The following is a 24,087-nucleotide window of genomic DNA, read 5'->3' on the forward strand; positions in this document are numbered from 1 at the left end:
ACTGCTGATGACGTCCCGTACCCGTCCCCGTCGCTCCTGCCTGGCGGTGCCGGGGTCCAGTCAGAAGTTCATCGACAAGGCCCGGACGCTGAACTCCGACCAGATCTTCCTGGACCTCGAGGACGCGTGCGCACCGCTGGCCAAGCCGGGTGCGCGCAAGACCATCGTCGAGGCGCTCAACGAGGGCGGCTGGGGCGAGAAGATCCGCGTCGTCCGCGTGAACGACTGGACCACCGAGTGGACCTACCGCGACGTCACCGAGGTCGTGGAGGGCGCCGGCGCCAACCTCGACGCGATCATGCTGCCCAAGGTGCAGACGGCCGAGCAGGTCGTCGCCCTGGACCTGCTGCTGACCCAGATCGAGAAGACCATGGGCTACGAGGTCGGCAGGATCGGCATCGAGGCCCAGATCGAGAACGCGCTGGGCCTGACCAACGTCAACGCGATCGCCACCGCGTCGCCGCGCGTGGAGACCATCATCTTCGGCCCGGCCGACTTCATGGCGTCGATCAACATGAAGAGCCTCGTGGTGGGCGAGCAGCCCCCCGGCTACGACGTGGGCGACGCCTACCACCACATCCTCATGAGCATCCTCATGGCGGCCCGCGCGCACGACAAGCAGGCCATCGACGGTCCGTTCCTGCAGATCCGCGACGTCGACGCGTACCGGCGCGTGGCCGGCCGCTCGGCCGCGCTCGGGTTCGACGGCAAGTGGGTGCTGCACCCCGGCCAGATCGACGCGGCCAACGAGACGTTCAGCCCGCTGCAGAGGGACTACGACCACGCCGAGAACATCCTCGACGCCTACGAGTACTTCACCTCCGAGGCCGGTGGCAAGAAGGGCTCGGCCATGATCGGCGACGAGATGATCGACGAGGCCAGCCGCAAGATGGCGCTGGTGATCTCGGGCAAGGGCCGGGCCGCCGGCATGGAGCGCACCGACAAGTGGACGCCGCCGGAGAGCTGAGCCGGCCCCGCTCAGCGATACTCGTCGGTAACCGAACCTCAGCAGGAGGAACCATGGCGCGGCTCGCCCAGACCGCCGGTCTCACGGACATCCAGGAAGAGATCCTGTCCACGGTCAAGACCTTCGTGGACAAGGAGATCATCCCGCACGCCACCGCCCTCGAGCACGCGGACGAATACCCGCAGGACATCGTGGACGGCATGAAGGAGATGGGCCTGTTCGGGCTCACCATCCCCGAGGAGTACGGAGGCCTCGGCGAGTCGCTGCTCACCTACGCGCTCGTGGTCGAGCAGATCGCGCGTGGCTGGATGAGCGTCTCCGGCGTGATCAACACCCACTTCATCGTGGCGTACATGCTCATGCACCACGGCACCGAGGAGCAGAAGCAGCGCTACCTCCCCAAGATGGCGCTGGGGGAGACCCGCGGCTCGTTCTCGATGTCGGAGCCCGACCTCGGCTCGGACGTCGCCGCGATCAAGACGAGGGCCGTGCAGGACGGCGACGACTTCGTCATCGACGGCGCCAAGATGTGGCTGACCAACGGCGGTACGTCCACCCTCACCGCGGTGCTCGTCAAGACCGACGAGGGCCAGCCCAAGCCGTACCAGAACCTCACCACGTTCCTGGTGGAGAAGCCGGTCGGCTACGGCGAGGTCGCGCCGGGTCTCGTGGTCCCCGGCAAGATCGACAAGATGGGCTACAAGGGCGTCGACACCACCGAGATGGTGTTCAAGGGCCACCGCGTGCCCGCCGACCGCATCCTCGGCGGCAAGCGCGGCGCCGGCTTCGGCCAGATGATGGACGGCGTCGAGGTCGGCCGCGTCAACGTCGCCGCCCGCGCGTGCGGCATCTCGATCCGCGCGTTCGAGCTGGCGGCCGAGTACGCCCAGCAGCGCTCGACGTTCGGCAAGCCGATCGCCGAGCACCAGGCCATCGCGTTCAAGCTGGCCGAGATGGGCACCAAGGTCGAGGCGGCCCACCACATGATGGTGAACGCCGCACGCCTCAAGGACGCCGGCAACCGCAACGACGTCGAGGCCGGCATGGCCAAGCTGATCGCGTCGGAGTACTGCGCCGAGGTCACGCAGGAGTCGTTCCGCATCCACGGCGGCTACGGCTACTCCAAGGAGTACGAGATCGAGCGCCTCATGCGCGAGGCGCCGTTCCTGCTCATCGGCGAGGGCACGAGCGAGATCCAGAAGACGATCATCAGCCGCGGGCTGCTGCGGGAGTACAAGTCCCGCTGACGGTCATCCTGGTCCACGCCGCCGAGCACCTCGGGGACACCGAGGTGCTCGGCCGACCGGCCGGTGAGTGGTCGTCGTGGGCCACATCTGACCCGTTCGGTGTGATGCTCCGGGCAGGCGGCACTACGGTGCCGGTCAAGGCGTTGACATGATGTGGACATATCCACCGTCCACGCACCCTGAGGAGGCCCCCGTGACCACCCCGTTCGGCGGGCCCGCGCGCACCGCGCCCGGCCTGCCCAACCTTCCCACTCCTCCCACCGGCTGGCCGGTCGGTTCGTACGCCACCTACGAGGAGGCGCAGCGGGCCGTCGACCACTTGGCCGACTCGGACTTCCCCGTCCGAGACGTCACCATCGTCGGCGTGGACCTGATGCTCGTCGAGCGCGTGATCGGCCGCCTGACCTGGGGCCGCGTGCTGGCCTCCGGTGCGGCGTCGGGAGCCTGGTTCGGCCTGTTCGTCGGTGTGCTGCTGAGCTTCTTCAGCGCCGGCGCCAACCCGCTCGGAGCGATCATCTCGAGCCTCGTCATCGGCGTCGTGTTCTTCTCGATCTTCGCCGCCGTCGGGTACCGGGCCAGCGCCGGACGTCGGGACTTCACCTCGTCGAGCCAGATGGTGGCGGGGCGCTACGACGTGCTCTGCCAGCCGCGCAACGCCGAGAAGGCGCGCGAGCTGCTGGCCAAGCTCGCGATGGGTCCGAACCCGAACCGGTCCTGACCCGATGCCCGGATCGTCCTGATCCGGGCATCAGGTTCCTTCAGATCAGGTCCTACGACCCGAACGCCGTGAGGAACCTGTCGCGGAAGGCATCCATCCGCCAGACGGGCGCCGTCGGGCCGGGGTGCAGCCCGTCCTGCCAGCCCCAGGAGGAGACCCGGTCCAGCACCGACCTGTCCCGGGCGACGATCGTGATCGGCACGTCCCGGCTCGCGCCGTCCCCGGTGATGATCGGCAGGGGCTGGTGGTCGCCGAGGAAGACCAGCACGAGGTTCTCGTCGCCGTAGGTCTGCACCCAGGAGATCAGGCTGTCCAGGGAGTAGACGATCGAGTCCCGGTAGCCGTCGCGGACCCGCTGGGGGTCCTGCCACACGACGTCCGGGGGATCGGTGGCCCGCACGGTGGCGTCGTAGCCGGAGCCGTCGCCGACGGCGTCCCACGGAACCAGCTTCGGCACGGGTGTCCACGGCACGTGGCTCGAGGTGAGCACCACCTCGGCCATCTGCGGCCCGCGGTCGGGCTTGCCGTGCTCGGTGCGCTGGTAGGCGGCCAGCGCGTACTGGTCGGGCATGGGGGACCAGGAGAAGTTCAGGCCGCGGTAGCCCAGGTTCCGGGCGTCGTAGACCGTGTCGATGCCGAAGAACCGCGACTCCGGCCAGGCCGCGGTGGTGCCGGGCATGACGCCCACCGTCTGCCAGTCCGCCTTCTTGAACGCGCTGGTCAGCGTCAGGCGGTCGCTCGCGGTGAGGCTGCGGTCGCGCTGCTCGTCGTCGATCCACAGGCCGGAGCCGAACGTGGCGTGGGCCAGCCAGCTGCCGCCGCCCGCCACCGGTGAGGTGAGGAACGCGCTGCGCGCCGAGTACCCGGCGGCGGCGAGGCTGCGGGTCCCCGCGTCGAGCGTGGCGTCGACCTGTGGGGCGTAGCGCGGGTCCTCCACGGCGCTGCGCCCGTAGCTCTCGACGAACGTGAGCATGACGTCCTTGCCGCGCAGGCCCGTGAGCAGCCGGCCGGGCGGGGTGTCGCGGAAGGCGTCGACGCGCGCCTGCTGGGCGAACGCCTGCTCGTCGCGCATGGTCGCGGGCACCTGCATCGCCTTCTGCCAGGCGAGCGCGGCCGCGCTGCGGGACGCGACGGGCAGCGGCGCCACGATCTGGACGCCGAGAACGGCGCAGGCCAGCCAGACCACCGACAGGACGGCGACGGCCCGGGCCGAGGCGGTCCGGTGCGCGATGGCCACCCGGGTCAGGCGCAGCACCGACCGCGTCAGGAGGACGAACACGGCCACCACCAGCAGCACGGCGGCGACGGCGGCGGCGATCGCACCCGCGAGGCCGACCGAGTCGGCGAGGAAGGAGAAGGCGTCGTCGGCCAGCACCCAGTCGAGCACCGGGTCGAACGGCCGGACGAGGGTCACGAGGAACCCCATGTCGAGGATCCGCAGCAGCGTCACCAGGGCGAGGAGCAACCCACCGAGCAGCGCCACCACCCGCCGCGGGCGGGGCGGCAGCACGAGCAGGATCGCGAGCCCGGCGAGCCCCTCCACCGGGATGCGCACGAACCCCGCAGGTGAGATCTGGCCGACCTCGTGTGGGAGGACCAGCGCCGCGAGCACGAGCAACGCTGCCAGGACCGTGGTCACCCGCCCGAGGACGCGCCGCCACCGCGGCTCCGCCTTCGGCTCCGGCGGGGGAGCCGGGCGGACTTCCGTCGCCGTCATGGTGGCCCCGGGTTCAGCTGCGGCAGGTCGTGGCCGAGGCGGTCGCGCTTCGCGGTGAGGTAGCGGATGTTGTGCTCGTTCACCGGTTCGAGCAACGGGAGGCGCTCGGTGACGCCGATCCCGTGCGCGGTCAGCGCGTCCACCTTGTCGGTGCTGTTGGACATCAGCCGGACTGAGCCCACCCCGAGGTGGCGCAGCAGGCGCGCGGCCGCGCCGAAGTCCCGGACGTCCACCGGCAGGCCCAGCGCCGTCGCGGAGTCGACCGTGTCGAGGCCCTGCTCGTCCTGCAGCACGTGGGTGCGGACCTTCGCGACCAGCCCGATCCCGCGGCCCTCGTGCCCGCGCAGGTACACGAGCACCCCGCTGCCCTCACGGACGATCGCGTCGAGCGCCGAGGACAGCTGCGCCCCGCACTCGCACCGCATCGCTCCGAACACGTCGCCGGTGAGGCACTCGGAGTGCACGCGCACCAGCACGTCCTTCCGCGTCCGCAGGTCGCCGCGCACCAGCGCCATGTGCTCGCGCCCGTCGAGGCGGTCGCGGAACGCCACCACCCGGAACATCCCGCGCCGGGTCATCAGATCGGACTCGGCGACCTCGGCCAGTTCCTCATGCATCTGCTGCCCCTCTCGTCCTTGCCCAGTCGCCCTGAGCCCGGTCGCCGTGAGAAGGTCCGTCACGATGGACCTCCTGCCGGCCGACACCACGCTCGACGAGCGCGACCGATCCGCCACCGTCGCGGTGCTGCCGATCGGCAGCTGCGAGCAGCACGGACCGCACCTCCCGCTGACGACCGACACGGTCGTCGCGGCCACCCTCACCGCGGAGATCGCGGACGTGTACCCGGTGCGCAGGCTCCCGCCGATCACGTTCTCCTGCTCCCACGAGCACGCGGCCTGGCCCGGCACGGTGAGCATCTCGGCCACCACGCTCGTCGCGGTCGTGCACGACATCGCCGCCTCGCTGCGCCGGGCGGGTGTCGCGCAGCTCGTACTCGTCAACGGCCACGGCGGCAACTACGTGCTGGGCAACGTCGTGCAGGAGGCGAGCCTCGGCCCGCTGCGCATGGCGTTGTTCCCGGGCGAGGCCGACTGGGAGGCCGCCCGTGCCGCGGCCGGCCTGGAGACCTCGGCCGTCACCGACATGCACGCCGGCGAGCTCGAGACGTCGATCCTGCTGCACGCCCACCCCCACCTCGTCAGGCCGCACTTCGAGCGAGCCGACGAGGTCGCGGACGACCGGCCGCACCTGCTGAGCCGAGGGCTGCAGGCGTACTCGGAGTCGGGAGTGGTCGGCCGCCCTTCGCGAGCGTCGGCACCGAAGGGACGGGATCTGCTGGCGAGCCTGGTGCGCTCCTTCGCCGCACACCTCTGACGAGCAGCACCAGAGCCCCGGGCAGGCACGCGACGAGGCAGAGCACCCCGTAGACCACTGCGGTGGCCAGGCCCTGGGCGGCACCGAGACCCACCACGCCGAACCCGACGGCCGTGGCCACCTCGCGTGGCCCCCAGCCGCCGACGTTGAGCGGCAGGCTCATCGCGAGCAGCGCCAGCACCAGCAGGGGCAGCAGCTCCGCCACCGGCGCCGCCGAGCCCGCGGCACGCGCCGCGACCACGAACGTGGCGAGGTAACCGGCGAGCGCGAGCACCGAGAGGCCGACGACGGGGGGGCTCAAGGCGGTGCGGGCGTCGGCGAGCAGCGTGCGGAGGCGGGCCCGCTGCACCCATCCGGCGACGAGCGTGCCGAGCAGCACGGCGACGACGCACCAGCGCCCGGCTCCGGACACGACGACGTCGAGCAGCGCGGGCCGGTACAGCAGCACGCCGGCGGCGGCGGCGACCAGCACGACCTGGCCCACGAGCCGTTCGAGGACGACGGTCCGCACCCCGCGCACGACGTCGCCGGTCTCCCGCCCGCGGTGCACCGCGCGGTGCACGTCGCCGAGGATCCCCGCGGGCAGCACCGAGTTGAGGAACACCGCCTGGTAGCAGTCGGCGACGGCCGCCCGGAGCGGCAGCACCATCCCGAGCCTGCGCGCCACGAGGCACCAGCGCCACGCGCTGCACACCGTGGTGAGCAGCCCGAGCGCCAGCGCCGCGAGCACCGCCGTGGCGTCCACGGCCCGCAGGCTGTCGAGCACCGCGCCCGTGCCCAGCTTCGCCACCAGCGCGACGAGGACGGCCACCCCGCCGACCAGCCGCAGCACCGGCCACAGCCGGCCCTTCACGACAGGCTCCCGGGACGGGCGGCCGAAGGCAGCGCGAGCAGGTCTGCGTGCCCGACGACGATGCCCAGGTCACCCGAGGCCAGCGCGTCCAGCCTGCGGCGCAGGCAGCTGGTCGCGTCGAGCTCCGGGCGCTGCTCGCACGCGGCCGCGAGCCATCCGCGCAGCCACTCCTCGGCCAGCTCGGCCTCGGCCGGTCCGAGCCGCCACGGGCTCGACGCGGTGACCACGTGCGCGCCGTGACGGCGGAACGCATCCGCGGTCACGGCGACGGCGTCGGGGCCGAGCAGTCGGCGTCCCGCTGCAGCTCCTCCTCCCCGGGCGCGGCGCTGATGGGCGTCGAACGCGGCGGCGAACTCGGCGTCGAGGGGGTCGGCGGGGGACAACGACACGCTGCCCACCACCGACATGGTCAACAGCGCGGGGCAACCGGCCGCGGTGCAGGCGGCGGCGAGGGCGTCCACCTCGTGGGCCGTGAGCAGGTCCAGCAGCGCCGACGCCGTGACCAGCGACGTCCCCGCGAGTCGGGTCGCGTCGAGATCGGTGAGATCGCCCGCCCGGGTCTCGGCGGTGACCCCCGGCGGCAGGCCGGCCGCGGCCCGTTCCAGCAGCGCCGTGTCCCGGTCGTGCAGGACCCAGTGCTGCCGTCGCGGCAGCAGCGGAACCAGCCAGCGGCCCATCGACCCCGTGCCGCAGCCGAGGTCGCGCACCACCAGCGGTCGGTCCGGGAGGCGGGACAGCAGCAGCTCGACGAGCTCGGGTGCCCGCGCCGCGGCGTCGGCGGGCTCGCGCAGCGCGAGCCAGTCGGGGGTGCACACCGGCGAACCCGGCGTGCTCCAGCGTGCGGTCACACCAGCACCTTCGCCAGGCATCGCGCGGTCACCTCCCACCCGTCGAGGTCCTCGCGGCGCTGTCGGGCGGCCCGGCGCGCGGTGTCGCGCAGGCCGGCGTCGCCGAGCCAGCGACGCAGGCCCGCGGCCAGCGCGGCGATGTTGCCGGGGGGCACGAGGAGGCCCGGCACCGTGCCGTCCGGCGCGCGGCCGAGGGTCTCCGGGACGCCGTCGACGCTCGCGGCGACCACCGGGATCCCGCGGGCGAGCGCCTCGGTGACGACCATCCCGTACGTCTCGGCGCGGGAGGGCAGCACGAGCACGTCGGCCTCGGCGTAGGTCGCGTCCAGCGCGGGGCCGGTGCGGGGGCCGATGAGCCGCACGCGGTCGCCCAGCCCGCGCTGTGCGATCAGCCGGCGCAGGGCGGTGACATACGCCGGGTCGCGCACCAGGGGCCCGACGAGCCGGCAGGTCCAGGTGAGCCCGGCGACCAGCGCCAGGGCCTCGACCAGCAGGTCCTGGCCCTTCGTCGGGGTCACCGAGCCGACGCACAGCAGGCGGGTGCCGTCACCGCCGGGCGCGAGCGGTGCCGGATCGACGCCCGGGGCTGCGATGTGCAGCCGGTCGGCCGGGACCCCGTGGACGTCGGCGATCCGGCGCGCGGCCCACGGGCTGGTGGCCACCACCGCCGACGCGGCGTGCAGGGTGGCCCGCTCGCTCGCGGTGAGCTCGGCGGCCGCTGCGGGAGCGAGCCCGGCCTCGTCGCCGAGGGGGAGGTGCACCAGCACGACGAGGCGCAGCCGGCCGGCGTGCGGCGCGACCACGTCGGGCACGCCGCAGGCCACGAGCCCGTCGAGCAGCACCGCGTCGCCCGGCGGCACGGCGGCGAGCACGCGGGTGAGCGCGGCGCGAGCGCCGTCGTCCGGGTAGGGCCACGTCCCCGCCACGGGGAGCTCGCGCACCGCGGTGCCCGTGGCCACCAGACCGGCGCAGACGCGGCGGTCGTAGACGTTGCCGCCGCTCGTCCGCGCCCGGTCGTCGAAGTCACCGGGCACGACGACGTGCACGGTGCTCGGAGGGGCCGTCACAGGGCCCGCTCGTAGCTCGCCCACGCGACGTGGGACTCCTTCAGGGTGACGCCGATCCCGGCCAGCCCGCGGGCGCCCTCGCCGAGCGCGCCGGCGTGCACCTTGGCGGCGAGCCTGTCCGCCACGACCTTCGCCAGGAACTCGGTCGAGGTGTTGACGCCCGCGAAGTCCGGCTCGTCGTCGAGGTTGCGGTAGTTGAGGTCCGCCAGCACCGCGCCCAGCTCCCGGGTGGCCAGCCCGATGTCGACGACGATGCCGTCGGCGTCCAGCTCGGGCCGCCGGAACGTCGCGTCCACCACGAACGTGGCGCCGTGCAGCCGCTGGGCCGGTCCGAAGACCTCCCCGCGGAAGCTGTGGGCCACCATGACATGATCACGGACGGTGATGCTGAACAAGCGGCCCCTCCGGCTCTCCGGCTACGTGTCTCCGTAGAGGACACGGACGCAGAGCCCGGGAGGTTCACGCGACATCAGCGCGGGGAGGTCGTCGAACCGGCACTCGCCGCTGATCAGCACGTCGAAGCGGGGGTCGGCGAGCAGCCGCAGCGCCAGCGCCATCCGTTCGGAGTAGCCGCGGCGGGCGCGGCGCGGCGACACGGTGCCGACCTGGCTGCTGCGGATGGTCAGCCGCTTCGCGTGGAACGACTCGCCCAGCCGCAGGCTCACCGGACGGTCGCCGTACCAGCTCAGCTCGACCACCTCGCCCTCGTGGGCCAGCAGTTCGAGCGACCGGGAGAGTCCGGCCTCGGTGGCGCTGGCGTGCACGACCAGGTCGCAGTCGCCCCGGGCGTCGGCGGGTGCGGCGAACCCGACGCCCAGCGCGGTGGCCACGGCCGCCCGGGAGGGGTCGGTGTCCACCAGCTCGACGCGGACGCCGGGGATGCCGGCGAGCACCGCGGCCACGCTGCAGCCGACCATCCCGGCGCCGACCACCGCGATCCGGTCCCCGACCAGCGGTGCCGCGTCCCACAGGGCGTTGACGGCGGTCTCGACCGTGCCCGCCAGGACGGCGCGCCCCGCCGGCACGTCGTCGGGCACGGGCGTCACCGCCGCGGCCGGGACGACGAAGCGGGTCTGGTGGGGGTGCAGGCAGAACACGGTGCGCCCGAGCAGCTCGGCCGGCCCCGCCTCGACGAGCCCGACGGCGAGGTAGCCGTACTTCACCGGCGCCGGGAAGTCGCCCTCCTGGAACGGCGCGCGCATCGCCGTGTGCTGGCTCTGCGGCACGCCGCCCCGGAACACGAGCGTCTCCGTGCCGCGGCTGACGCCCGAGTACAGCGTGCGGACCACGACATCGTCCGGGCCGGGTTCCCGCAGGTCGGCGGACCGGATCTCGCCCTCGCCGGGGGAGCGGAGCCAGAAGGCCCGGGTGGTGGCGGACACGTCTGCCCTCCTCGGCTGAACCCCCCGACCGCGCCGTCCGTGTGGGAGGCATGGGACATCGAGAGACGACGAGCACCCTAGCCGCGGCGGCGCAGGTGGCGCTCCTGGCCGCGCTCGTGCTGCTGCACGGGCTCGGGCCGCTCGGCCTCCTGGCCGGAGCGGCGTACGGCGCCGTCCTGCTCGTGCTGCTCACCGGCGCGATGCGCCGCGCAGGCCGGTCCTCGTTCGGCCCGGCCGACCTGGTGACGCTGGGCCGGGCGCTGCTGGTCGGCGGCGTGACGGCGCTGGTGGTGGACGGACTGGTCACCGGCGTCACAGCGACCCTCCCGCTGGTCGTGTGCGCGTCGGTGGCGCTCGCCCTCGACGCCGTCGACGGCCAGGTCGCCCGCCGCACCGGCACGGTGTCAAAGGTGGGGGCCCGGTTCGACATGGAGGTCGACGCATTCCTCATCCTCGTGCTCAGCGTGCACGTGGCCGGCCTCGTCGGCCGGTGGGCGCTCACCATCGGTGCGATGCGCTACGCGTTCGTGGCGGCGGGGTGGGCGCTGCCGTGGCTGCGCGGGTCGCTGCCCGCGAGCTACGCCACGAAGGCCGTGGCCGCGCTGCAGGGCGTGGTGCTGGTCGCCGCCGTTGTGGTGGCTCACCCGCTGGCCGTCGTCCTGGTCGCCGTCGGCCTGGCGCTGCTCTGTTGGTCCTTCGGCCGCGACGCCCTGCACCTGTGGACCGGACGGGCGGAGAGAAACATCGAACTGATCGCGTCAGCCGTACGAATGATGCACGTGACTACGCGTAGGGTCGCCGTCTGTGTCCCGACCCGGCGACGCGACGTATCTGACGTCGGTCTACGCCGAGCACGGAGGCGCCATGCAGATGTACGCCACCCGGCTCCTCGGTGACGCGGCCGCCGCGGAGGACGTCGTGCAGGAGGCCCTCATCCGGCTGTGGCGCAACCCCGACGTCCTCACCAACGGCAAGGGTTCGGTGCGCGGCTGGCTGCTCACCGTGGTCCGCCACATCGTCATCGACGGGGCGCGGGCCCGCGGCGCCCGGCCCACCGAGGTCCCCGGGTCGCTCGACACGCCGCCGGTGCAGCGCGACCACGCCGACGCCGTCGCCGCGTCGGTGACCGTCCACGAGGCCCTCGGGAGGCTCTCCCCGGAGCACCGCGCGGTGCTCGAGCAGATCCACCTGCACGGCCGCAACCTCGACGAGGCCGCCCGCGCACTCGGCATCCCGAAGGGAACCGTCAAGTCCCGGTCGTTCTACGCCATCCGCGCGCTGCGCGAGATCATGAGCAGCATGCCCGTGTCCCGGGAGCGGCGTCCGTGACCGCCCATGATCCCGAGGAGGTCACCGCCCACGCGCTCGGCCTGCTCGACGGCCCGGCCGCCTCGACCGTCGACGCCCACCTCGCGACCTGCGCCGACTGCCGCCGCGAGTGGGCCGACGTCCGCGAGACCGCGGCGCTCCTGGAGACCGTGCCGCCCGAGACGCTCGTCGACGCGCCGCCGCTCGGCGACCTCGCGCTGCGCCGGGCGCTGCGGCGGATCGACCAGGAGTCCGGCGTGTCGCACCACAGCGTCCGGCGGCCCCGGTTCGGCCGACTCGTGGCCGCCGCAGCGGCAGCGCTCGTCCTGCTCACGGGTGGGGTCGTGATCGGGCGCTTGACCGCCCCCGCAGCGTCGCCCTTCACCACCGCGGCCAACGCCCACACCGTCGAGGGCAGCCAGGGCACGGTGCGGATGAGCGCGACGATCGTGCCCGCCAGCGGCTGGGTCCGGCTGTCCGCCACGGTGCAGGGGCTCCCGCCGGGCCAGCGCTGCACGCTGCTCGTCCTCGCCGATGACGGCACCGCGGCGGTGGCCGGCAGCTGGCTCACACCCAACCCGACCGTGCCCGGCCGATCGGGGACGATCACGGGTTCCACCATCGTCGACCCGACCCGGATCAGCGCGGTGGCCATCCGCAACGACTCCGGCGACACGCTGATCTCGGTGCCCTACTCGTAGCGCACCCGTCGACGACGGCCGCTCGGCGGGTGCCGGTGTGCCGCCCCTGCCCCGCCGACCCACCGGCCGGGCGCCACGACCCGGTCGGTGAGCCGTGGCCGGTTCGTCAGGCGTCCGTGCGCAGGCGCTCGACCACCGCGTCGTCCCAGCGGTGGGTGCGCATCAGCTGGTAGCGGCGGCACGCCAGGTCCAGGTACGCCTCCGCCTCGGTACGGTCGCCCACCAGCCCGGCCTGCTCCAGCATGCGCACGACCGGCCGGAACTCCTCGGAGTACCAGCGCTGGGCCACCGTCCGGCGGTCCAGGTAACGGCCCTCCTGCTGCATGAGCCGGAAGCCCCACGCCTCGACGGTCTCGCTGAGCACCGCGTACGACCACGCCGTCGTCACGAGGATCGTGCACAGCGCAGGGCCGGGCAGCGGGACGCGGTCGAGGAACACCCGGCGGAGGTCCTTGGTGATGAGGTCGCCGCGGCGGCCGATGCCGGTGGCGTCGACCTGGGTGGTGACCTCGGTGACGAACGCGTCGATCGTCCGCAGCCCGAGCGCGTGCGCCACCGACACGCGGTGGTGCCCGTCGCGGACGAAGTGCAGCTCGCCCACCCGGTAGACGTCGATCGGCGGGATCCTCTCGCCGCGCCGGCGTGCGAGGTCCAGCCGCTCCCAGCGCTGCCGGCTGACGGCCGACCGCGGGCGGAACCAGCGGTCGAAGTCGCCCACCCGGTCGACGCTGCCGACGATCGTGGCGAGGTCGATCACGCAGAGCCCGAGCTTGCGCTCGCCGGTGCGGCCCAGCGCGGCCACCACCTCGTCGAACGGCAGGATCTCGGAGACGTCGTCCGGCTCGCGCCGCAACCAGGCCGCGAGCCGCGACAGCACCGCACGGCGGCGCATCCGCTGGAAGTCGTCCTGCGCGTCGCTCCGCGGGAAGCCGGTGTCGACCATCTACAGCTCCAGCACGTGGCGGCCGACCACGTTGACCACGCGCGTGGTGCCGACGAGCCGGTCGGGGGCGGGCATGCCGTAGGGGTGGATGTGCCCGTGGAGCAGCAGCCGCGGCTCCAGCGCGGCGATCACGTCGTGCAGGCAGTCGAAGCCCTGGTGCGGCCGGTCCTCGCCGTCGCCGCAGTGCCGGGGCGGTGCGTGGGTCAGCAGGACGTCCACCGGCCGCGCGTCCCGGCGGGTCGTCCGGCGGGCCCGGCGCACCAGCCTCCGTGCCCGCCGCCGCTGCTCGCCCTGGGTCCACTGGTTGGGGCCCGGCCGGTAGCGCACGCACCCGCCGAGTCCGGCGAACCGCAGCCCGCCCACGTCGGCGACGCGGCCGTCGACGTCGACGAAGCCGGGCGGGCCCGGCCATTCGACGGGCATGCCGTCGCGGAAGGAGATGCCCCGCCGCTCGGTGAAGCCGCCGATGTCGGGGTCGTGGTTGCCGGGCACCATCACGCCCGGCGCGTCCACCCGCTCGGACAGCTCGGCGAGGTAGTCGAAGGGCAGGTCACCCGCCGCCACGAGGAGATCGACACCGTGACCGACGGCCGAGTGGATCCGCGGCCACCGCTCGACCTCGTCGCTCACCGCCAGGGCCCGCACCATCGGGGAAAGGGTACGGGTCGGACACGCGCATCGGCAGCGGATGGGCGAGGATGCCAGCCGTGAGCCCTTCCCCGTCGAAGCCCGGCTCCCGGCCGGACCGGATCGACCAGTCGAACGTGTCGCGCTCGTTCGACGCCCACGCGCGCACCTACGACAAGCTCGTCGGCGCGAACCCCGGCTACCACGAGCATCTGCGGATGTCGGCCAAGCGCATGGGGCTGCCGAACAAGGGCGCGGGCCTGCGGCTGCTCGACCTCGGCTGCGGCACCGGGGCGTCCACCGCCGCGCTGCTCGACGCCGCCCCGCAGGCCGACATCACCGCCGTGGACGCGTCGGTGGAGATGCTCGCGCACGCGCGGCGCAAGGTGTGGCCCACGAACGTGCGGTTCGTGCACGGCAACGCCGAGGAGCTCGACAAGGCGTCCCTCAACGGCCCGTACGACGGGATCCTGGCCGCCTACCTGCTGCGCAACCTCACCGACCGCAACGCGGCACTGCGCAGCTTCCGCCGGCTGCTCAAGCCCGGAGCGCCGCTCGCGCTGCACGAGTACTCGGTGAGGGACTCCTTCCGCAGCCGCGCGGTGTGGACCGCCGTCTGCTGGACGGTGATCATCCCGATGGGCCGGATCCGCACCGGCTCCGCCGGCCTGTACCGCTACCTGTGGCGCAGCGTGCTCGACTTCGACGGGGTCGAGGCCCTCACCACCCGCATGCACGCCACCGGCTTCGACGACGTGCGCGTGCAGACCGTGCCCGGGTGGCAGCAGCACATCGTGCACACGTTCCTCGGTCGCAGCCCGGGCCGCCCCGCCACGGCCGCCGACCCCGACGCCCCGACGCCGCCCGAGGGAATCGACCTGAGCAAGCCGTAGCGACCGGGTAGCGTACGAGCCGTGCACCGCACGTTCCCGATCACCCCGCCGCCCCGCTCCTAGCGGGGCCGCCGGCCACCGCGCACCGCATGATCATTGCGAGGTGCGCTGTTCCGCTGTTCGATCATGATCCGCGTACGTCTGGCGCGGATCGTCCGGCTGTCCCGCTTCCGCGACCACCTTCCCCCGTCGCTGGAGCGATCCCTCATGCCCTTCCTCGTCCTCGCCGGTGTCCTCTGGGGCACCGGCGGTCTGCTCGGAACCCTGTTCGGCACGGCCGCGGGCCTCTCGCCGCTTGCCGTCGCCTGCTACCGCCTTGCCGTCGGCGGGGCCCTGATCTGCGGCTGGCTGCTCCTGACCGGACGCCGGGTGCCACCGCGGCGTGACGCGTGGCTGCGCGTCGTGGCCACCGGGGCGCTCGCCGCGCTGTTCCAGGGCTGCTACTTCGCCGCCGTCGCCCGCACGTCGGTCAGCGTGGCCACGCTCGTGGCGATCGCCAGCGCGCCCGTCGTCGTCCTGCTCGTCGACGCGGTGCGCGGCCGCCGTCCCGGGCGCCGCACGCTCGCGGGAACGGTGCTGGCCCTGGCGGGGCTGGCGCTGCTCGTCGAGGTGCCGGGCGGCGGGGGTGTGACGGGGGCGCTGTTCGCCGCGCTCGCGGGTGCCGGGTTCGCCGTGATGTCGCTGCTCGCCGAACGTCCCGTGGCCGGGCTCGACGCCCCGACCACCACGGGCGCCGGGTTCCTGTTCGGCGGTCTGCTGCTCGCGCCGGGGGCCGCGACGGCGGGGCTCGCGTTCACCCCGACGCCGACGGCGCTGGCCCTGCTGCTCGCCTTCGGCGTCGTGCCGACGGCGGTGGCCTACACCGTCTACTTCCGCGGGGTGGCGGCCGCGTCCGCGGGCGTCGGCGCCGTGCTGGCGCTGCTCGAGCCGCTCACGGCCGCGGGGCTGGCGGCCGTGGTGCTCGGGGACCGGCTCGGCCCCGTCGGCACGGTCGGGGCCGTGGTGCTGGGCGTGGCACTGCTGCTGGTGGCGCTGCCCGAACGGGTGCGCAGCTCGTATCGGCGCTCGGCGTAGTCGATGTCGTCGCGCCACAGCCGCGCCGCGGTCTTCGTGATCATCGGCCGCAGCAGCGCGGCGACGCGCCGGGAGTGCTCGAAGCCCCGGCGGTCGGAGTGGGCCATCACCGCCTCGACGACAGCGGTGCGTTCCCGGCCGTCGGGGCCCGGGCGCAGCGGGGTGGCGTGGGTCTCGACCACGGAGCCGGCGCCCTCGCCGTCCACGATCTCCATCGTGATCGTGCGGGGGTCGGGGCAGCTGAACCCGGCGAAGACCGGCACGCCCAGGCGCTTGCCGACCGTGAACGTCACCTCGACGAGAAAGCGGTCCTCCCCGGGCGGGCAGTGGATCGGCGGCGCCGAGACCACCCGCAACCCGGCGAACGAGTACGGGTGCAGCCAGCTGCCGTGCCACGGGTCGAGCCGGTTGGCGATCACGTCCTCGGGCTCGCAGCGGCCGATCACCGTGGCCACCGCCGCCAGGCTGCGGTCGGCTGGCGGACGCGGTCCGAGCACGGGGGCGTCCAGGAGGGGCCCGTCCGCCAGGTCGTCCAGGCGCACCCAGGCGAGCACGCCGTCGTCGTGGGCGGGCAGCGTGCGCCAGCCGGGACGCCCGGCCGCGCCGAGAGCGAGGCCGTGCCAGCGGCAGATCAGCTGTCCCCCGTGCACCGGGGCGTTGCACAGCGCGGCGCCCAGGTGCGGGCAGGCGCCGGGGCCGACGCGCAGCGTGCCGTCCTCGTCGCGCCAGGCCACGAGCTCGCGGCCCGCGACGACCCGTCCGAAGACCCTGCCGGGCCGGACCTCCCGGCTGCTCGCGATCACGAACCAGCCGCCCGACGGGCGGTCGAGCGCGCGGTCGAGGGCGGCGCGGATGATCCCCGGCTTGGCGTCGGCCCACGAGGGCCGCTGCTGCGCCCAGGCGGGACGCCGCAGCCTGCGCAGCGGGTTGACCGGTCGGTCGTTCACACCGGCCAGGCTAGGACCGGTGCGCGACGGCGGCGACCCGGCCGGGCCGCGTCACAACCACTGGTTCTTGCGGAAGTTGCGGTACAGCAGCCCACAGATCACGGCGATGAGCAGGAGCACCATCGGGTAGCCGAACTTCCACGTCAGCTCGGGCATGTTCTCGAAGTTCATGCCGTAGATGCCGGCGATCATCGTGGGCACCGAGATCAGGCCCGCGTACGCGGTGATCTTGCGCATGTCGTTGTTCTGCCGCAGCGTGATCTTCGCCAGCACGGCGTCCACCAGCGTGGTGAGCAGCTCGTCGAAGCTGCTGACGCGCTCGGTGACGGTCGCGAGGTGGTCGTCGACGTCGCGGAAGTAGGAGCGCACCTCGTGCGGCACCAGCGAGCTGTAGCCCTCGGTGAGCTTGCGGATCGGGGCCGTCAACGGCACCACGGAGCGCCGCAGCTCGAGCACCTCGCGCTTCATGACGTAGATCTGCTCGGAGTCCATCTGGGACTTCGGCTCGAAGACCTCGGCCTCGATCTCGTCGATGTCGGACTCGATCGCGTCGGTGACCTCGACGTAGGCGTCCACGATGTGGTCGGCGATGGCGTGCAGCACCGCGGCCGGGCCGAGCGCGAGCTGCTCGGGATCGGCCTCCAGCGACGCGCGCACCTTGTGCAGGCCGCAGTGGTCGCCGTGCCGGACCGTGACGACGAAGTCGGCGCCCACGAACGCCATGACCTCACCGGTCTTCACCAGCTCGGCGGCGGTGGTCGGCTCGGCGTGCCCCACGTAGCTCACGGTCTTGAGAACCATGAACAGCATGTCGTCGTAGCGCTCCAGCTTGGGGCGCTGCTTCGCGTGCACGGCGTCCTCGACGGCCAGCTCGTGCAGGCCGAACGTCTCGGCGACGGCGTTGATCTGCTCATCGGTGGGCTCGTGCAGCCCGATCCAGACGAAGCCCTCGTCCCGGCGGCGCACCTCGGCGATCGCCGCGTCGTGCGTCCAGCGGCCCTCGAGCCGCTCGCCGCCGACGTAGACGCCGCAGTCGACCACGTACGCCGACATCGGTACGCGCAGCTTGGGCAGGGGGGTGCCCCGGGTGTTGAGGCGGGACGCCGCGCGGATGGCAGGGCGGATCGAGGACAGGGCGGGCATGAGTGGCCTCCGGGATCGGACGCGTACGTGATGGATCACGCGCCCCGATTCCGGGAGGGCCTTACCTGACCTCCGTGTCGTGGGCGCGGCGACTACTACAACCGGGTGCCGTCGGCACCGCGCTCACCTCCCGCCCGACTTCGTCCTGCGTTGCCCATGTGTTCACGGCCATGTTCGATCAGGCAGCTGATCATCGGACCGCGGGGTTAGATTACGCCTGCACCAGGTTCATCGGCGATGGAGGCGACAGCGTTGCAGTTCGGTCGGTATTACGAGGAGTTCGAGGTCGGCGCGGTCTACAAGCACTGGCCGGGCAAAACGGTCACCGAGTACGACGACCACCTGTTCTGCCTGCTGACGATGAACCACCACCCGCTGCACATGGACGCGAACTTCGCCCAGGAGACCACCGAGTTCAAGCAGAACGTGGTCGTGGGCAACTACATCTACTCGCTGCTGCTGGGCATGTCCGTACCCGACGTCTCGGGCAAGGCGATCGCCAACCTCGAGGTCGAGTCGCTCAAGCACACCAAGCCGACGTTCCACGGCGACACCATCTACGGCGAGACCGAGGTGCTGGACAAGACGCCGTCGAAGTCGAAGGACGACCGCGGGGTCGTCTATGTGGAGACGCGCGGCTACAAGCAGGACGGCACGGTCGTCTGCACGTTCCGGCGCAAGGTGATGATCCCGAAGAAGTCCTACGGCGACGCGCGCGGCGGCGAGCAGCCCGGTCGTCCCACGCCGCAGGCCTGAGAGCTCCGGGGGCTACTCCGGCAGCGCTCCCCACGTCGCGAGCGTCTCCACGAGCTCGTCGACGAGGGGGAGCGCGGCCAGGTCCGCGGCGCTGCACCAGCGGGCGTCGTGGGCGTCGTCGCCGGCACGCAGGTCGCCGCCGGTGACCGTGCAGCGGTAGTCGGCGATCACGTAAGGGCCGCGCCGGACCCGCCCCACCAGCTCCCCGGGGCGGACCGTGAGGCCGGTCTCCTCGGTCATCTCGCGCACCAGCGCCTGTTCGTCCGATTCGCCCGTCTCGACCCGTCCGCCGGGCACCGACCACAGCCCGCAACCGGGCTCGTTGCCCCGCCGGATCAGCAGCAACCGATTCTTCGCATCGTAGGCCAGACCACCCACACAGGGCACGGGATCATCACAGCGGGTCATCGAACATGACCATACGGGCCCGCGTGCCGGATACCCAGGGACGTCCGGGTGCGGTACAAATCAAGCGTCGAGGGTCAGTCCCCCCAGGTTGTCAGAACGGTGGTCGTGGTGAACGTCAAGAAGATCGTTGGTCTTCTCGTGGTCGCGTTGCTCATCTACTTCGTGGTCGTTCAACCCAATGCCGCCGCCAACTCCGTGCACAACATCGGCACGATCCTCAAGAACGCGGCCGACTCCGTCACCAGCTTCTTCACCCAGATCGTCTAGCGTCGTGCTGGCCCCCCGCGAGATCGACGAGTACCTGCTCCCGACGGAGCGGCGGGTCATCCGGGTGCGCCAGCACTGGGCCTACATGGGCAAGCACATCTTTCAGACCGCGCTGTTCCTGCTGCTCATGGTGCTCGCCCAACGCTTCCTGCCGGGCGGGGTCCTGGTCGACAACGTGACGTTCTACATGGCACTGGTGGCCGTGCTGCGGTTCACGGTGCTCACCATCCTGTGGTGGATCGAGCGGATCGTGATCACCGACAAACGGGTGATGCTCGCGCAGGGCATCCTCGTCCACAAGGTCGGGATGATGCCGCTGAGCAAGGTCACCGACCTGACGTTCCAGCGTTCCGTCGGTGGCCGGATGCTCGGCTACGGCTCGCTGATCGTGGAATCGGCCGGTCAGATCCAGGCGCTGAACCAGATCGACTACATGCCGCGGCCGGAAGAGGTCTACGAGGCGCTCTCGGAGCTCGTCTTCGGGGAGAAGGGCAAGACCCGCGCCACCGGGATGCTCGCCCGTCCGCGCTGGCGCCGCTGATCCTCCTGATCCGCCGTCCGGGTTAGCCTGGGACGTGCCCAGCCCCCGCCCATCCAGCCCTCGTATCGATCTGCACACCCACTCCACGGCCTCCGACGGCACCGACAGCCCGGCGGAGCTCGTCGCCGCCGCCGAGGCGGCCGGGGTCGACGTCCTCGCGATCACCGACCACGACACCACCGGCGGCTGGGACGCCGCCACGGCGGCGCTGCCGGCGGGGATGCGGCTCGTGCGCGGCGCGGAGTTCTCCTGCGTCAGCCCCACCGGCCGCACCATCGACGGTCGGGACGAGCGTCCGGTGTCGATCCACCTGCTGGGTTACCTGTTCGACCCCGCGCACGAGGCGATCGTGGCCGAGCAGCAGCGGCTGCGGGACGAGCGCGTGAACCGGCTCCGCAGGATCACCGAGAAGATGGCCGCCGACGGGTACCCCGTCGACGTCGAGACGGTGTTCTCGCTCGTCGAGGACGGCGCCAGCGCGGGGCGGCCGCACCTGGCCAGGGCGCTCGTCGCCGCGGGCGTCGTCGACTCCGTCAACCAGGCCTTCGCCGAGCTCCTGCACAACGGCAGCCCCTACTACGTGCCGAAGTCCGACACCCCGGTCGAGAAGGCGATCGCGATGGTCCGCGCCGCGGGTGGCGTGGCGGTGTTCGCGCACTCGCTGGCGCGGCGCCGGGGCCGCGTCGTCGAGCCGTCCGTGATCGCGGACCTGGCCACCAAGGGGCTCGCGGGCGTCGAGGTCGACCACCCCGACCACGCACCCGAGGACCGGGAGCTGCTGCGCGGGCTCGCGGCCGACCTCGACCTGGTGGTCACCGGGTCGAGCGACTACCACGGCACGAACAAGACCACCCCGATCGCCGCGGAGACCACCGCTCCCGAGGCGCTCGAGGACCTCGTGTCGCGCGCCGCGGGCGTCGAGGTGCTCGCGGGGTGAACGGCACCCGCTCGCTACCGTGGGAGCCATGACGGACGGCGCGCAGCTCGGCCTCGACTTCGAGGCGCCGCGGCTCGTGCGGGTGACGCCGAACCGGCTCGCCACCTGGGGTGACTGCCCGCGCCGGTACCGGATGACGTACCTCGACAAGCCCGCCCCGCCCCGCGGTGGCGCGTGGGCGCACGCCACGCTCGGCGCGGTGGTGCACCTGGCGCTGCGCGCCCTGTTCGACCTGCCCGCCGCCGAGCGGACGCCCGAGCGGGCCGCCGCGCTCGTCGACCGGCACTGGACGAGCGAGGGCTTCCGCGACGCCGAGCAGGCCCGCCGCTACCGGGAGCGGGCGCGCGTGTGGGTGGCCGACTACGCCGAGCACAGCGTTACCGGGGACGGGGACGCCGACGATCCGGTGGGCCTCGAGCAGTGGGTGTCGGTGGCCACCGAGCGGATCGTGGCCGAGGGCCGCGTGGACCGGATCGACCGCCGCGGCGCCGAGCTCGTGGTGGTGGACTACAAGACGGGACGGGCACCCACCGTCGAGGACGCCCGCCGGTCTCGCGCGCTGGCCCTCTACGCGGTGGCCACCGAGCGCACGCTGCGCCGCACCTGCACCCAGGTGGAGCTGCACCACCTCCCCACCGGGGAGGTCGCGGCCTGGCGCCACGACCGCGACTCGCTGCGCGAGCACGTGCGCGCCGCCGAACGGACGGCGGGCGAGCTCGCCGACGCCTCCGATGCGCTCGCCGCCGGTGGTGACGCCGAGCAGCTGTTCCCGCCGCGCCCGGCGCCGCGCTGCGGCACGTGCGACGTCCGCCGCAACTGCCCGGAGGGCCGGGCCGCCGCGCCCGAGCCCGCGTCCTGGGCACTGCTGGCCCCGTGAACGCCCGGACGAGCGGCGTGCGCCGCCACAGGCGGGCGGGCTGGCTGCGCGGGTTCTCGGGCCTGCTCGCGGCCGGCCTGGCGGTGCTCGCGGTGGCGCTGTTCGTGGTCTGGTTCGTGGCGGCGCGCGCCGGGTCGGAGGGCCCGGGCGCCTCGACGCTCACCTGGCACGCCGTCGGAGCGGTGGTGGCGGTACTCGGGCAGGTCTACGCCGACCGCACCCCCGGCGCGCGCGGCACGGCTGCGGCGGCGGGCGTCATCGCCGTCACGCTGGTGGTACTGGCCGCCCAGTGGCTCTTCTGACAGCGCCGATGCGTGCTCCGCGTACGCTCCGCACGGCCAGAATCCCGGTGCGCAGGGCCCGCAGGCCGGCCGTGGTGGCCAGGTCCGCGCCCGGCACCCGCGGCAGCCCGTAGATCTCCTTCGCCCACGGCGGCAGCATCCCGATCGCGACGGCCGCCACGGCCGTCCAGCCGGGGCGGGCCGGGGTGAGCAGCTCGATGCGCCGGGGCAGGGGCGCCAGGACGAGGCGCCGGGCCGCCCGCTTCGCGGTGGGGCTCGCCACCAGCTCCGGGCGGACGTCGGCGAAGTAGGCGTCGACCTCGGCCCGGCCGGCGGGCAGGTCGGTGGCGCCGAGCAGCGCGCCCGCGCGGACCTGCTCGGCGAGGAAGCGATCCTCCTCGGCCTCGTCGATGAGCCCGAGCCGCCGCACGGCCGAGGAGAACGAGCTGACCTCGGTGGTGTGCACCCAGCGCAGCAGGTCGGGATCGTCGGCGGAGTACTCGCGGCCCGTGACGGGGTCGACGCCGCGCACGCGAGAGTGGATGGCGCGGACCCGGGCGACGGCCTTGTCTGCGGTGGCCCGGTCGGCGAAGGCGAGTGTGGTGACGTAGCCGGCCGTCCGCTCCAGGCGCGGCCAGAACTGGTCGGGAAAGGAGGAGTGCTGGTCGACGCCCGCCATCGCACGCGGGTGCAGGGTCTGCAGGAACAGCGCGCTGAAGCCGCCGATCAGCGCGGCCGGGTCCCCGATGACGCGCCGCGTGGCGCTCCCGGGCGGGAAGTATCCGTCGTCCACCCGCTGCTCGGTCGTACTCACGCGTCCTCCTCAGCGGACCGGTCGCAACGCCACGACCTGGGACCCGCGCTGCTCCAGGAGCATCCCGCCCGCGGTGGCGAGCCGGACGGGTGCGGTGCGGTCGGCGCGCTGGACCGGGATCGTGGCGATCACCGTGCCGCGCTGCAGGTCGAGCCGGGCGAGCCCGTCGGGCACCGGGACGAGCAGCCCGGTGCCGTAGGCGACGGCCGGCCCGAGGGTGCCGGGCACGGTCCACACCGGGGAGAGGTCCTTCGCGTCGAGGGCGACGGTCTGCGAGCCCGTCCACCAGTAGATGTGCTCGGCATCGCTGGTGACGGCCGCGCCGCCGCCCGGGGTGCTGCCCGGGGGCGCGGTGGCCAGGTCGGCGTCGGGCACGTCGAGCGGGATGAGCGAGACCTGTGCACCGGTCTTGTCCAGGACCAGCAGCCGGGCGGGGTTCGGCAGCGCCACCGCGACGCGGTCGGCCGAGATCGCCACCACCGTGGCGCCCGACGACGGCAGCGGCACGGAGAACTCCACCTGCGGCGTCTCCGCGCCCTGGGCGCCGTCGGGGGACAGGACGCTCAACCGGTCGGTCCGCTCACCGGGGCAGCGCTCGATCACGCCGAGGCGCGAGGACATCAGCGTGGTGGAGCCGTACGTGCAGCCGGTGCGCGGCTGCGCCCCCACCTGCACGGGGGTGGGCACCGCGCCGTACTCGAGCGTGCGCACCAGGTCCGACCGCCAGACCTCGAGGTAGTCGGTGCCGGTGGCCACCACGTAGCTGCCCTCGGACAGCAGCTGTGCGCCCAGGCGGGAGTCGGGGTTGCTCGACGCGGCGCGGGCACCGGTGTCGGGCCGCAGCTCGGTGAGCTCACTGCACCAGCCGCTGGCGCCCTCGTAGAGCGCGAGCACCCGTCCGACGTCGGCGTCGGGGAAGCCGCTGCCGACCGTGCAGAGCCGCAGGTTGCGCTGGTAGCTCCAGCGCTCGGCGCCCGTCTGCGCGTCGCGCCCGACCACGGTGGAGCCGTCGGCGGTGACGGCGGCGGGCCCGGCCACCACGGGCACCGGCGTGGCACCGCTGGCAGCCTGCCAGGCCTGTGTGAACCCGGCCGGGACGTCGCCCGCCGGTGGCGGGGCCACGATCGCGGGATCGGCGGTCCTGTCGACGGTGGCGGTGACCGGGCTGGTGCGCCACAGGACCATCGCGCCGACGAGGACGACCACGGCGATCAGCGCCACGGCCACCAGGTCACCGCGCCGGCGCCGCTCGGGACGCAGGCGGGGCGGACGCACACGGCCCCGCCCGCGCCCCGGCGCGGACGGAGCCGCGGGTGAGGCATCGGACGGGGCCGGGGGAGTGCTGTTCGGCACCGCTGCGGGCGAGCTCAGCTCGCGGCGGCGTCGTGCGCGGTGGC

The 24,087-nt window shown here is 73.3% G+C and carries 27 protein-coding genes and 2 pseudogenes; 15 read left to right on the plus strand and 14 right to left on the minus strand.

All coding sequences use genetic code 11. The annotated features are described in order from the left end of the window. The first annotated feature begins 7 nt into the window (after nucleotides 1–7). The 3 genes from JWR81_RS09525 to JWR81_RS09535 all read left to right on the plus strand — a co-directional run bounded on the left by JWR81_RS09525 (nucleotide 8) and on the right by JWR81_RS09535 (nucleotide 2,932). A complete protein-coding gene (locus tag JWR81_RS09525) occupies nucleotides 8–967 on the plus strand; it encodes a CoA ester lyase (RefSeq protein ID WP_297649561.1) in 960 nt (319 codons plus the stop codon). A 53-nt stretch (nucleotides 968–1,020) separates the two neighbouring features. Continuing rightward, nucleotides 1,021–2,214, plus strand: coding sequence for an acyl-CoA dehydrogenase family protein (locus tag JWR81_RS09530; protein WP_297649562.1), 1,194 nt, complete (start codon nucleotides 1,021–1,023; stop codon nucleotides 2,212–2,214). 193 nt (nucleotides 2,215–2,407) lie between these two features. Next, entirely contained in the window at nucleotides 2,408–2,932 is a 525-nt protein-coding gene (locus JWR81_RS09535; RefSeq protein ID WP_297649563.1) for a general stress protein, read from the plus strand. A gap of 52 nt (nucleotides 2,933–2,984) precedes the next feature. Here the strand turns inward: JWR81_RS09535 and JWR81_RS09540 are convergent, their stop codons facing one another. Then, nucleotides 2,985–4,571, minus strand: coding sequence for a sulfatase (locus JWR81_RS09540; protein WP_297649564.1), 1,587 nt, complete (start codon nucleotides 4,569–4,571; stop codon nucleotides 2,985–2,987). A 74-nt stretch (nucleotides 4,572–4,645) separates the two neighbouring features. Continuing rightward, nucleotides 4,646–5,266, minus strand: coding sequence for a GTP cyclohydrolase II (locus JWR81_RS09545; protein ID WP_297649565.1), 621 nt, complete (start codon nucleotides 5,264–5,266; stop codon nucleotides 4,646–4,648). Between the two features lie 64 nt (nucleotides 5,267–5,330). Here JWR81_RS09545 and JWR81_RS09550 point away from each other — a divergent pair, with 64 nt between their 5' ends. After that, nucleotides 5,331–6,023 (plus strand): creatininase family protein, encoded by a 693-nt coding sequence (locus tag JWR81_RS09550; protein WP_297649566.1) that lies wholly within the window; start codon nucleotides 5,331–5,333, stop codon nucleotides 6,021–6,023. Nucleotides 6,024–6,069: 46 nt separating this feature from the next. Here the strand turns inward: JWR81_RS09550 and JWR81_RS09555 are convergent. From JWR81_RS09555 to JWR81_RS09575, 5 genes and pseudogenes are all read right to left on the minus strand, one after another. Then, nucleotides 6,070–6,876: pseudogene (locus JWR81_RS09555) on the minus strand (lysylphosphatidylglycerol synthase transmembrane domain-containing protein); the annotation flags it as partial. Then, on the minus strand, nucleotides 6,873–7,724 hold the full coding sequence (locus JWR81_RS09560; protein ID WP_297649567.1) for a class I SAM-dependent methyltransferase: 852 nt from the start codon (nucleotides 7,722–7,724) through the stop codon (nucleotides 6,873–6,875). The gene JWR81_RS09560 and the pseudogene JWR81_RS09555, both read right to left, overlap by 4 nt. After that, nucleotides 7,721–8,791 carry a glycosyltransferase family 4 protein gene (locus tag JWR81_RS09565; protein ID WP_297649568.1) on the minus strand — a complete coding sequence of 357 codons (1,071 nt, stop codon included), beginning with the start codon at nucleotides 8,789–8,791 and terminating at the stop codon, nucleotides 7,721–7,723. The genes JWR81_RS09560 and JWR81_RS09565 overlap by 4 nt, the downstream gene beginning before the upstream one ends. Continuing rightward, the gene (locus tag JWR81_RS09570) at nucleotides 8,788–9,186 is read right to left on the minus strand and encodes a 6-carboxytetrahydropterin synthase (protein ID WP_297649569.1); all 399 of its coding nucleotides are present in this window, start codon (nucleotides 9,184–9,186) and stop codon (nucleotides 8,788–8,790) included. Before JWR81_RS09570 ends, JWR81_RS09565 begins: the two co-directional genes overlap by 4 nt. Before the next feature lie 21 nt (nucleotides 9,187–9,207). Then, entirely contained in the window at nucleotides 9,208–10,173 is a 966-nt protein-coding gene (locus tag JWR81_RS09575) for a zinc-binding alcohol dehydrogenase (RefSeq protein ID WP_297649570.1), read from the minus strand. 50 nt (nucleotides 10,174–10,223) lie between these two features. Between JWR81_RS09575 and JWR81_RS09580 the strand changes: the two genes are divergently transcribed. Genes JWR81_RS09580 through JWR81_RS09590 form a run of 3 tightly spaced genes read left to right on the plus strand, consistent with a single transcriptional unit; the run spans nucleotide 10,224 to nucleotide 12,182 of the window. After that, entirely contained in the window at nucleotides 10,224–11,069 is an 846-nt protein-coding gene (locus tag JWR81_RS09580; protein ID WP_297649572.1) for a CDP-alcohol phosphatidyltransferase family protein, read from the plus strand. Further along, a complete protein-coding gene (locus tag JWR81_RS09585; protein ID WP_297649574.1) occupies nucleotides 11,038–11,502 on the plus strand; it encodes a sigma-70 family RNA polymerase sigma factor in 465 nt (154 codons plus the stop codon). The genes JWR81_RS09580 and JWR81_RS09585 overlap by 32 nt, the downstream gene beginning before the upstream one ends. Beyond that, on the plus strand, nucleotides 11,499–12,182 hold the full coding sequence (locus tag JWR81_RS09590; protein WP_297649576.1) for an anti-sigma factor: 684 nt from the start codon (nucleotides 11,499–11,501) through the stop codon (nucleotides 12,180–12,182). Before JWR81_RS09585 ends, JWR81_RS09590 begins: the two co-directional genes overlap by 4 nt. A 106-nt stretch (nucleotides 12,183–12,288) precedes the next feature. Here the strand turns inward: JWR81_RS09590 and JWR81_RS09595 are convergent, their stop codons facing one another. Next, nucleotides 12,289–13,125 (minus strand): chromosome partitioning protein ParB, encoded by an 837-nt coding sequence (locus JWR81_RS09595; protein ID WP_297649577.1) that lies wholly within the window; start codon nucleotides 13,123–13,125, stop codon nucleotides 12,289–12,291. Continuing rightward, a complete protein-coding gene (locus JWR81_RS09600) occupies nucleotides 13,126–13,773 on the minus strand; it encodes a metallophosphoesterase (protein WP_297649579.1) in 648 nt (215 codons plus the stop codon). Nucleotides 13,774–13,874: 101 nt separating this feature from the next. Here JWR81_RS09600 and JWR81_RS09605 point away from each other — a divergent pair, with 101 nt between their 5' ends. Then, nucleotides 13,875–14,645 (plus strand): class I SAM-dependent methyltransferase, encoded by a 771-nt coding sequence (locus tag JWR81_RS09605; RefSeq protein WP_297649608.1) that lies wholly within the window; start codon nucleotides 13,875–13,877, stop codon nucleotides 14,643–14,645. Between the two features lie 126 nt (nucleotides 14,646–14,771). Then, the gene (locus tag JWR81_RS09610) at nucleotides 14,772–15,719 is read left to right on the plus strand and encodes a DMT family transporter (protein ID WP_297649581.1); all 948 of its coding nucleotides are present in this window, start codon (nucleotides 14,772–14,774) and stop codon (nucleotides 15,717–15,719) included. A gap of 26 nt (nucleotides 15,720–15,745) precedes the next feature. Here the strand turns inward: JWR81_RS09610 and JWR81_RS09615 are convergent. After that, nucleotides 15,746–16,666: pseudogene (locus JWR81_RS09615) on the minus strand (DUF5914 domain-containing protein); the annotation flags it as partial. 51 nt (nucleotides 16,667–16,717) lie between these two features. Beyond that, nucleotides 16,718–17,809: a magnesium/cobalt transporter CorA gene (gene corA, locus JWR81_RS09620; RefSeq protein WP_297649583.1), complete on the minus strand. Its 1,092-nt coding sequence runs from the start codon at nucleotides 17,807–17,809 to the stop codon at nucleotides 16,718–16,720. A gap of 252 nt (nucleotides 17,810–18,061) precedes the next feature. Between corA and JWR81_RS09625 the strand changes: the two genes are divergently transcribed. Further along, a complete protein-coding gene (locus JWR81_RS09625; protein ID WP_297649610.1) occupies nucleotides 18,062–18,565 on the plus strand; it encodes a MaoC family dehydratase in 504 nt (167 codons plus the stop codon). A 12-nt stretch (nucleotides 18,566–18,577) separates the two neighbouring features. Here the strand turns inward: JWR81_RS09625 and JWR81_RS09630 are convergent, their stop codons facing one another. After that, nucleotides 18,578–18,973, minus strand: coding sequence for an NUDIX domain-containing protein (locus JWR81_RS09630; RefSeq protein WP_297649585.1), 396 nt, complete (start codon nucleotides 18,971–18,973; stop codon nucleotides 18,578–18,580). A 108-nt stretch (nucleotides 18,974–19,081) separates the two neighbouring features. On the opposite strand from JWR81_RS09630, the gene JWR81_RS09635 reads away from it, so the two are divergent. From JWR81_RS09635 to JWR81_RS09655, 5 genes are read left to right on the plus strand one after another with little or no spacing between them, the layout of a single operon-like run. Next, a complete protein-coding gene (locus JWR81_RS09635) occupies nucleotides 19,082–19,240 on the plus strand; it encodes a hypothetical protein (protein WP_297649587.1) in 159 nt (52 codons plus the stop codon). A 4-nt stretch (nucleotides 19,241–19,244) separates the two neighbouring features. Beyond that, on the plus strand, nucleotides 19,245–19,781 hold the full coding sequence (locus tag JWR81_RS09640) for a PH domain-containing protein (RefSeq protein WP_297649589.1): 537 nt from the start codon (nucleotides 19,245–19,247) through the stop codon (nucleotides 19,779–19,781). Between the two features lie 34 nt (nucleotides 19,782–19,815). Beyond that, on the plus strand, nucleotides 19,816–20,718 hold the full coding sequence (locus tag JWR81_RS09645) for a PHP domain-containing protein (RefSeq protein ID WP_297649591.1): 903 nt from the start codon (nucleotides 19,816–19,818) through the stop codon (nucleotides 20,716–20,718). A gap of 28 nt (nucleotides 20,719–20,746) precedes the next feature. Continuing rightward, on the plus strand, nucleotides 20,747–21,595 hold the full coding sequence (locus JWR81_RS09650) for a PD-(D/E)XK nuclease family protein (protein WP_297649594.1): 849 nt from the start codon (nucleotides 20,747–20,749) through the stop codon (nucleotides 21,593–21,595). Then, nucleotides 21,592–21,897, plus strand: coding sequence for a hypothetical protein (locus JWR81_RS09655; RefSeq protein WP_297649596.1), 306 nt, complete (start codon nucleotides 21,592–21,594; stop codon nucleotides 21,895–21,897). Before JWR81_RS09650 ends, JWR81_RS09655 begins: the two co-directional genes overlap by 4 nt. On the opposite strand, the gene JWR81_RS09660 is transcribed toward JWR81_RS09655, so the two are convergent. Then, the gene (locus tag JWR81_RS09660) at nucleotides 21,860–22,690 is read right to left on the minus strand and encodes an oxygenase MpaB family protein (protein ID WP_297649598.1); all 831 of its coding nucleotides are present in this window, start codon (nucleotides 22,688–22,690) and stop codon (nucleotides 21,860–21,862) included. The genes JWR81_RS09655 and JWR81_RS09660 overlap by 38 nt on opposite strands. A 9-nt stretch (nucleotides 22,691–22,699) precedes the next feature. Next, a partial coding sequence (locus JWR81_RS09665; RefSeq protein WP_297649600.1) for a hypothetical protein occupies nucleotides 22,700–24,087 on the minus strand: 1,388 nt, incomplete at its 5' end.

It is taken from the genome of Pseudonocardia sp., from assembly GCF_025965585.1.
GTDB lineage: Bacteria > Actinomycetota > Actinomycetes > Mycobacteriales > Pseudonocardiaceae > Pseudonocardia.

Coding starts and splice junctions, on each gene's coding strand:
- JWR81_RS09525 (WP_297649561.1), top strand. CDS start 8: ATGACGTCCCGTACCCGTCCCCGTCGCTCCTGCCTGGCGGTGCCGGGG.
- JWR81_RS09530 (WP_297649562.1), top strand. CDS start 1,021: ATGGCGCGGCTCGCCCAGACCGCCGGTCTCACGGACATCCAGGAAGAG.
- JWR81_RS09545 (WP_297649565.1), bottom strand. CDS start 5,266: ATGCATGAGGAACTGGCCGAGGTCGCCGAGTCCGATCTGATGACCCGG.
- JWR81_RS09550 (WP_297649566.1), top strand. CDS start 5,331: ATGGACCTCCTGCCGGCCGACACCACGCTCGACGAGCGCGACCGATCC.
- JWR81_RS09580 (WP_297649572.1), top strand. CDS start 10,224: ATGGGACATCGAGAGACGACGAGCACCCTAGCCGCGGCGGCGCAGGTG.
- JWR81_RS09585 (WP_297649574.1), top strand. CDS start 11,038: ATGCAGATGTACGCCACCCGGCTCCTCGGTGACGCGGCCGCCGCGGAG.
- JWR81_RS09595 (WP_297649577.1), bottom strand. CDS start 13,125: ATGGTCGACACCGGCTTCCCGCGGAGCGACGCGCAGGACGACTTCCAG.
- JWR81_RS09600 (WP_297649579.1), bottom strand. CDS start 13,773: ATGGTGCGGGCCCTGGCGGTGAGCGACGAGGTCGAGCGGTGGCCGCGG.
- JWR81_RS09610 (WP_297649581.1), top strand. CDS start 14,772: ATGATCCGCGTACGTCTGGCGCGGATCGTCCGGCTGTCCCGCTTCCGC.
- corA (WP_297649583.1), bottom strand. CDS start 17,809: ATGCCCGCCCTGTCCTCGATCCGCCCTGCCATCCGCGCGGCGTCCCGC.
- JWR81_RS09630 (WP_297649585.1), bottom strand. CDS start 18,973: ATGACCCGCTGTGATGATCCCGTGCCCTGTGTGGGTGGTCTGGCCTAC.
- JWR81_RS09650 (WP_297649594.1), top strand. CDS start 20,747: ATGACGGACGGCGCGCAGCTCGGCCTCGACTTCGAGGCGCCGCGGCTC.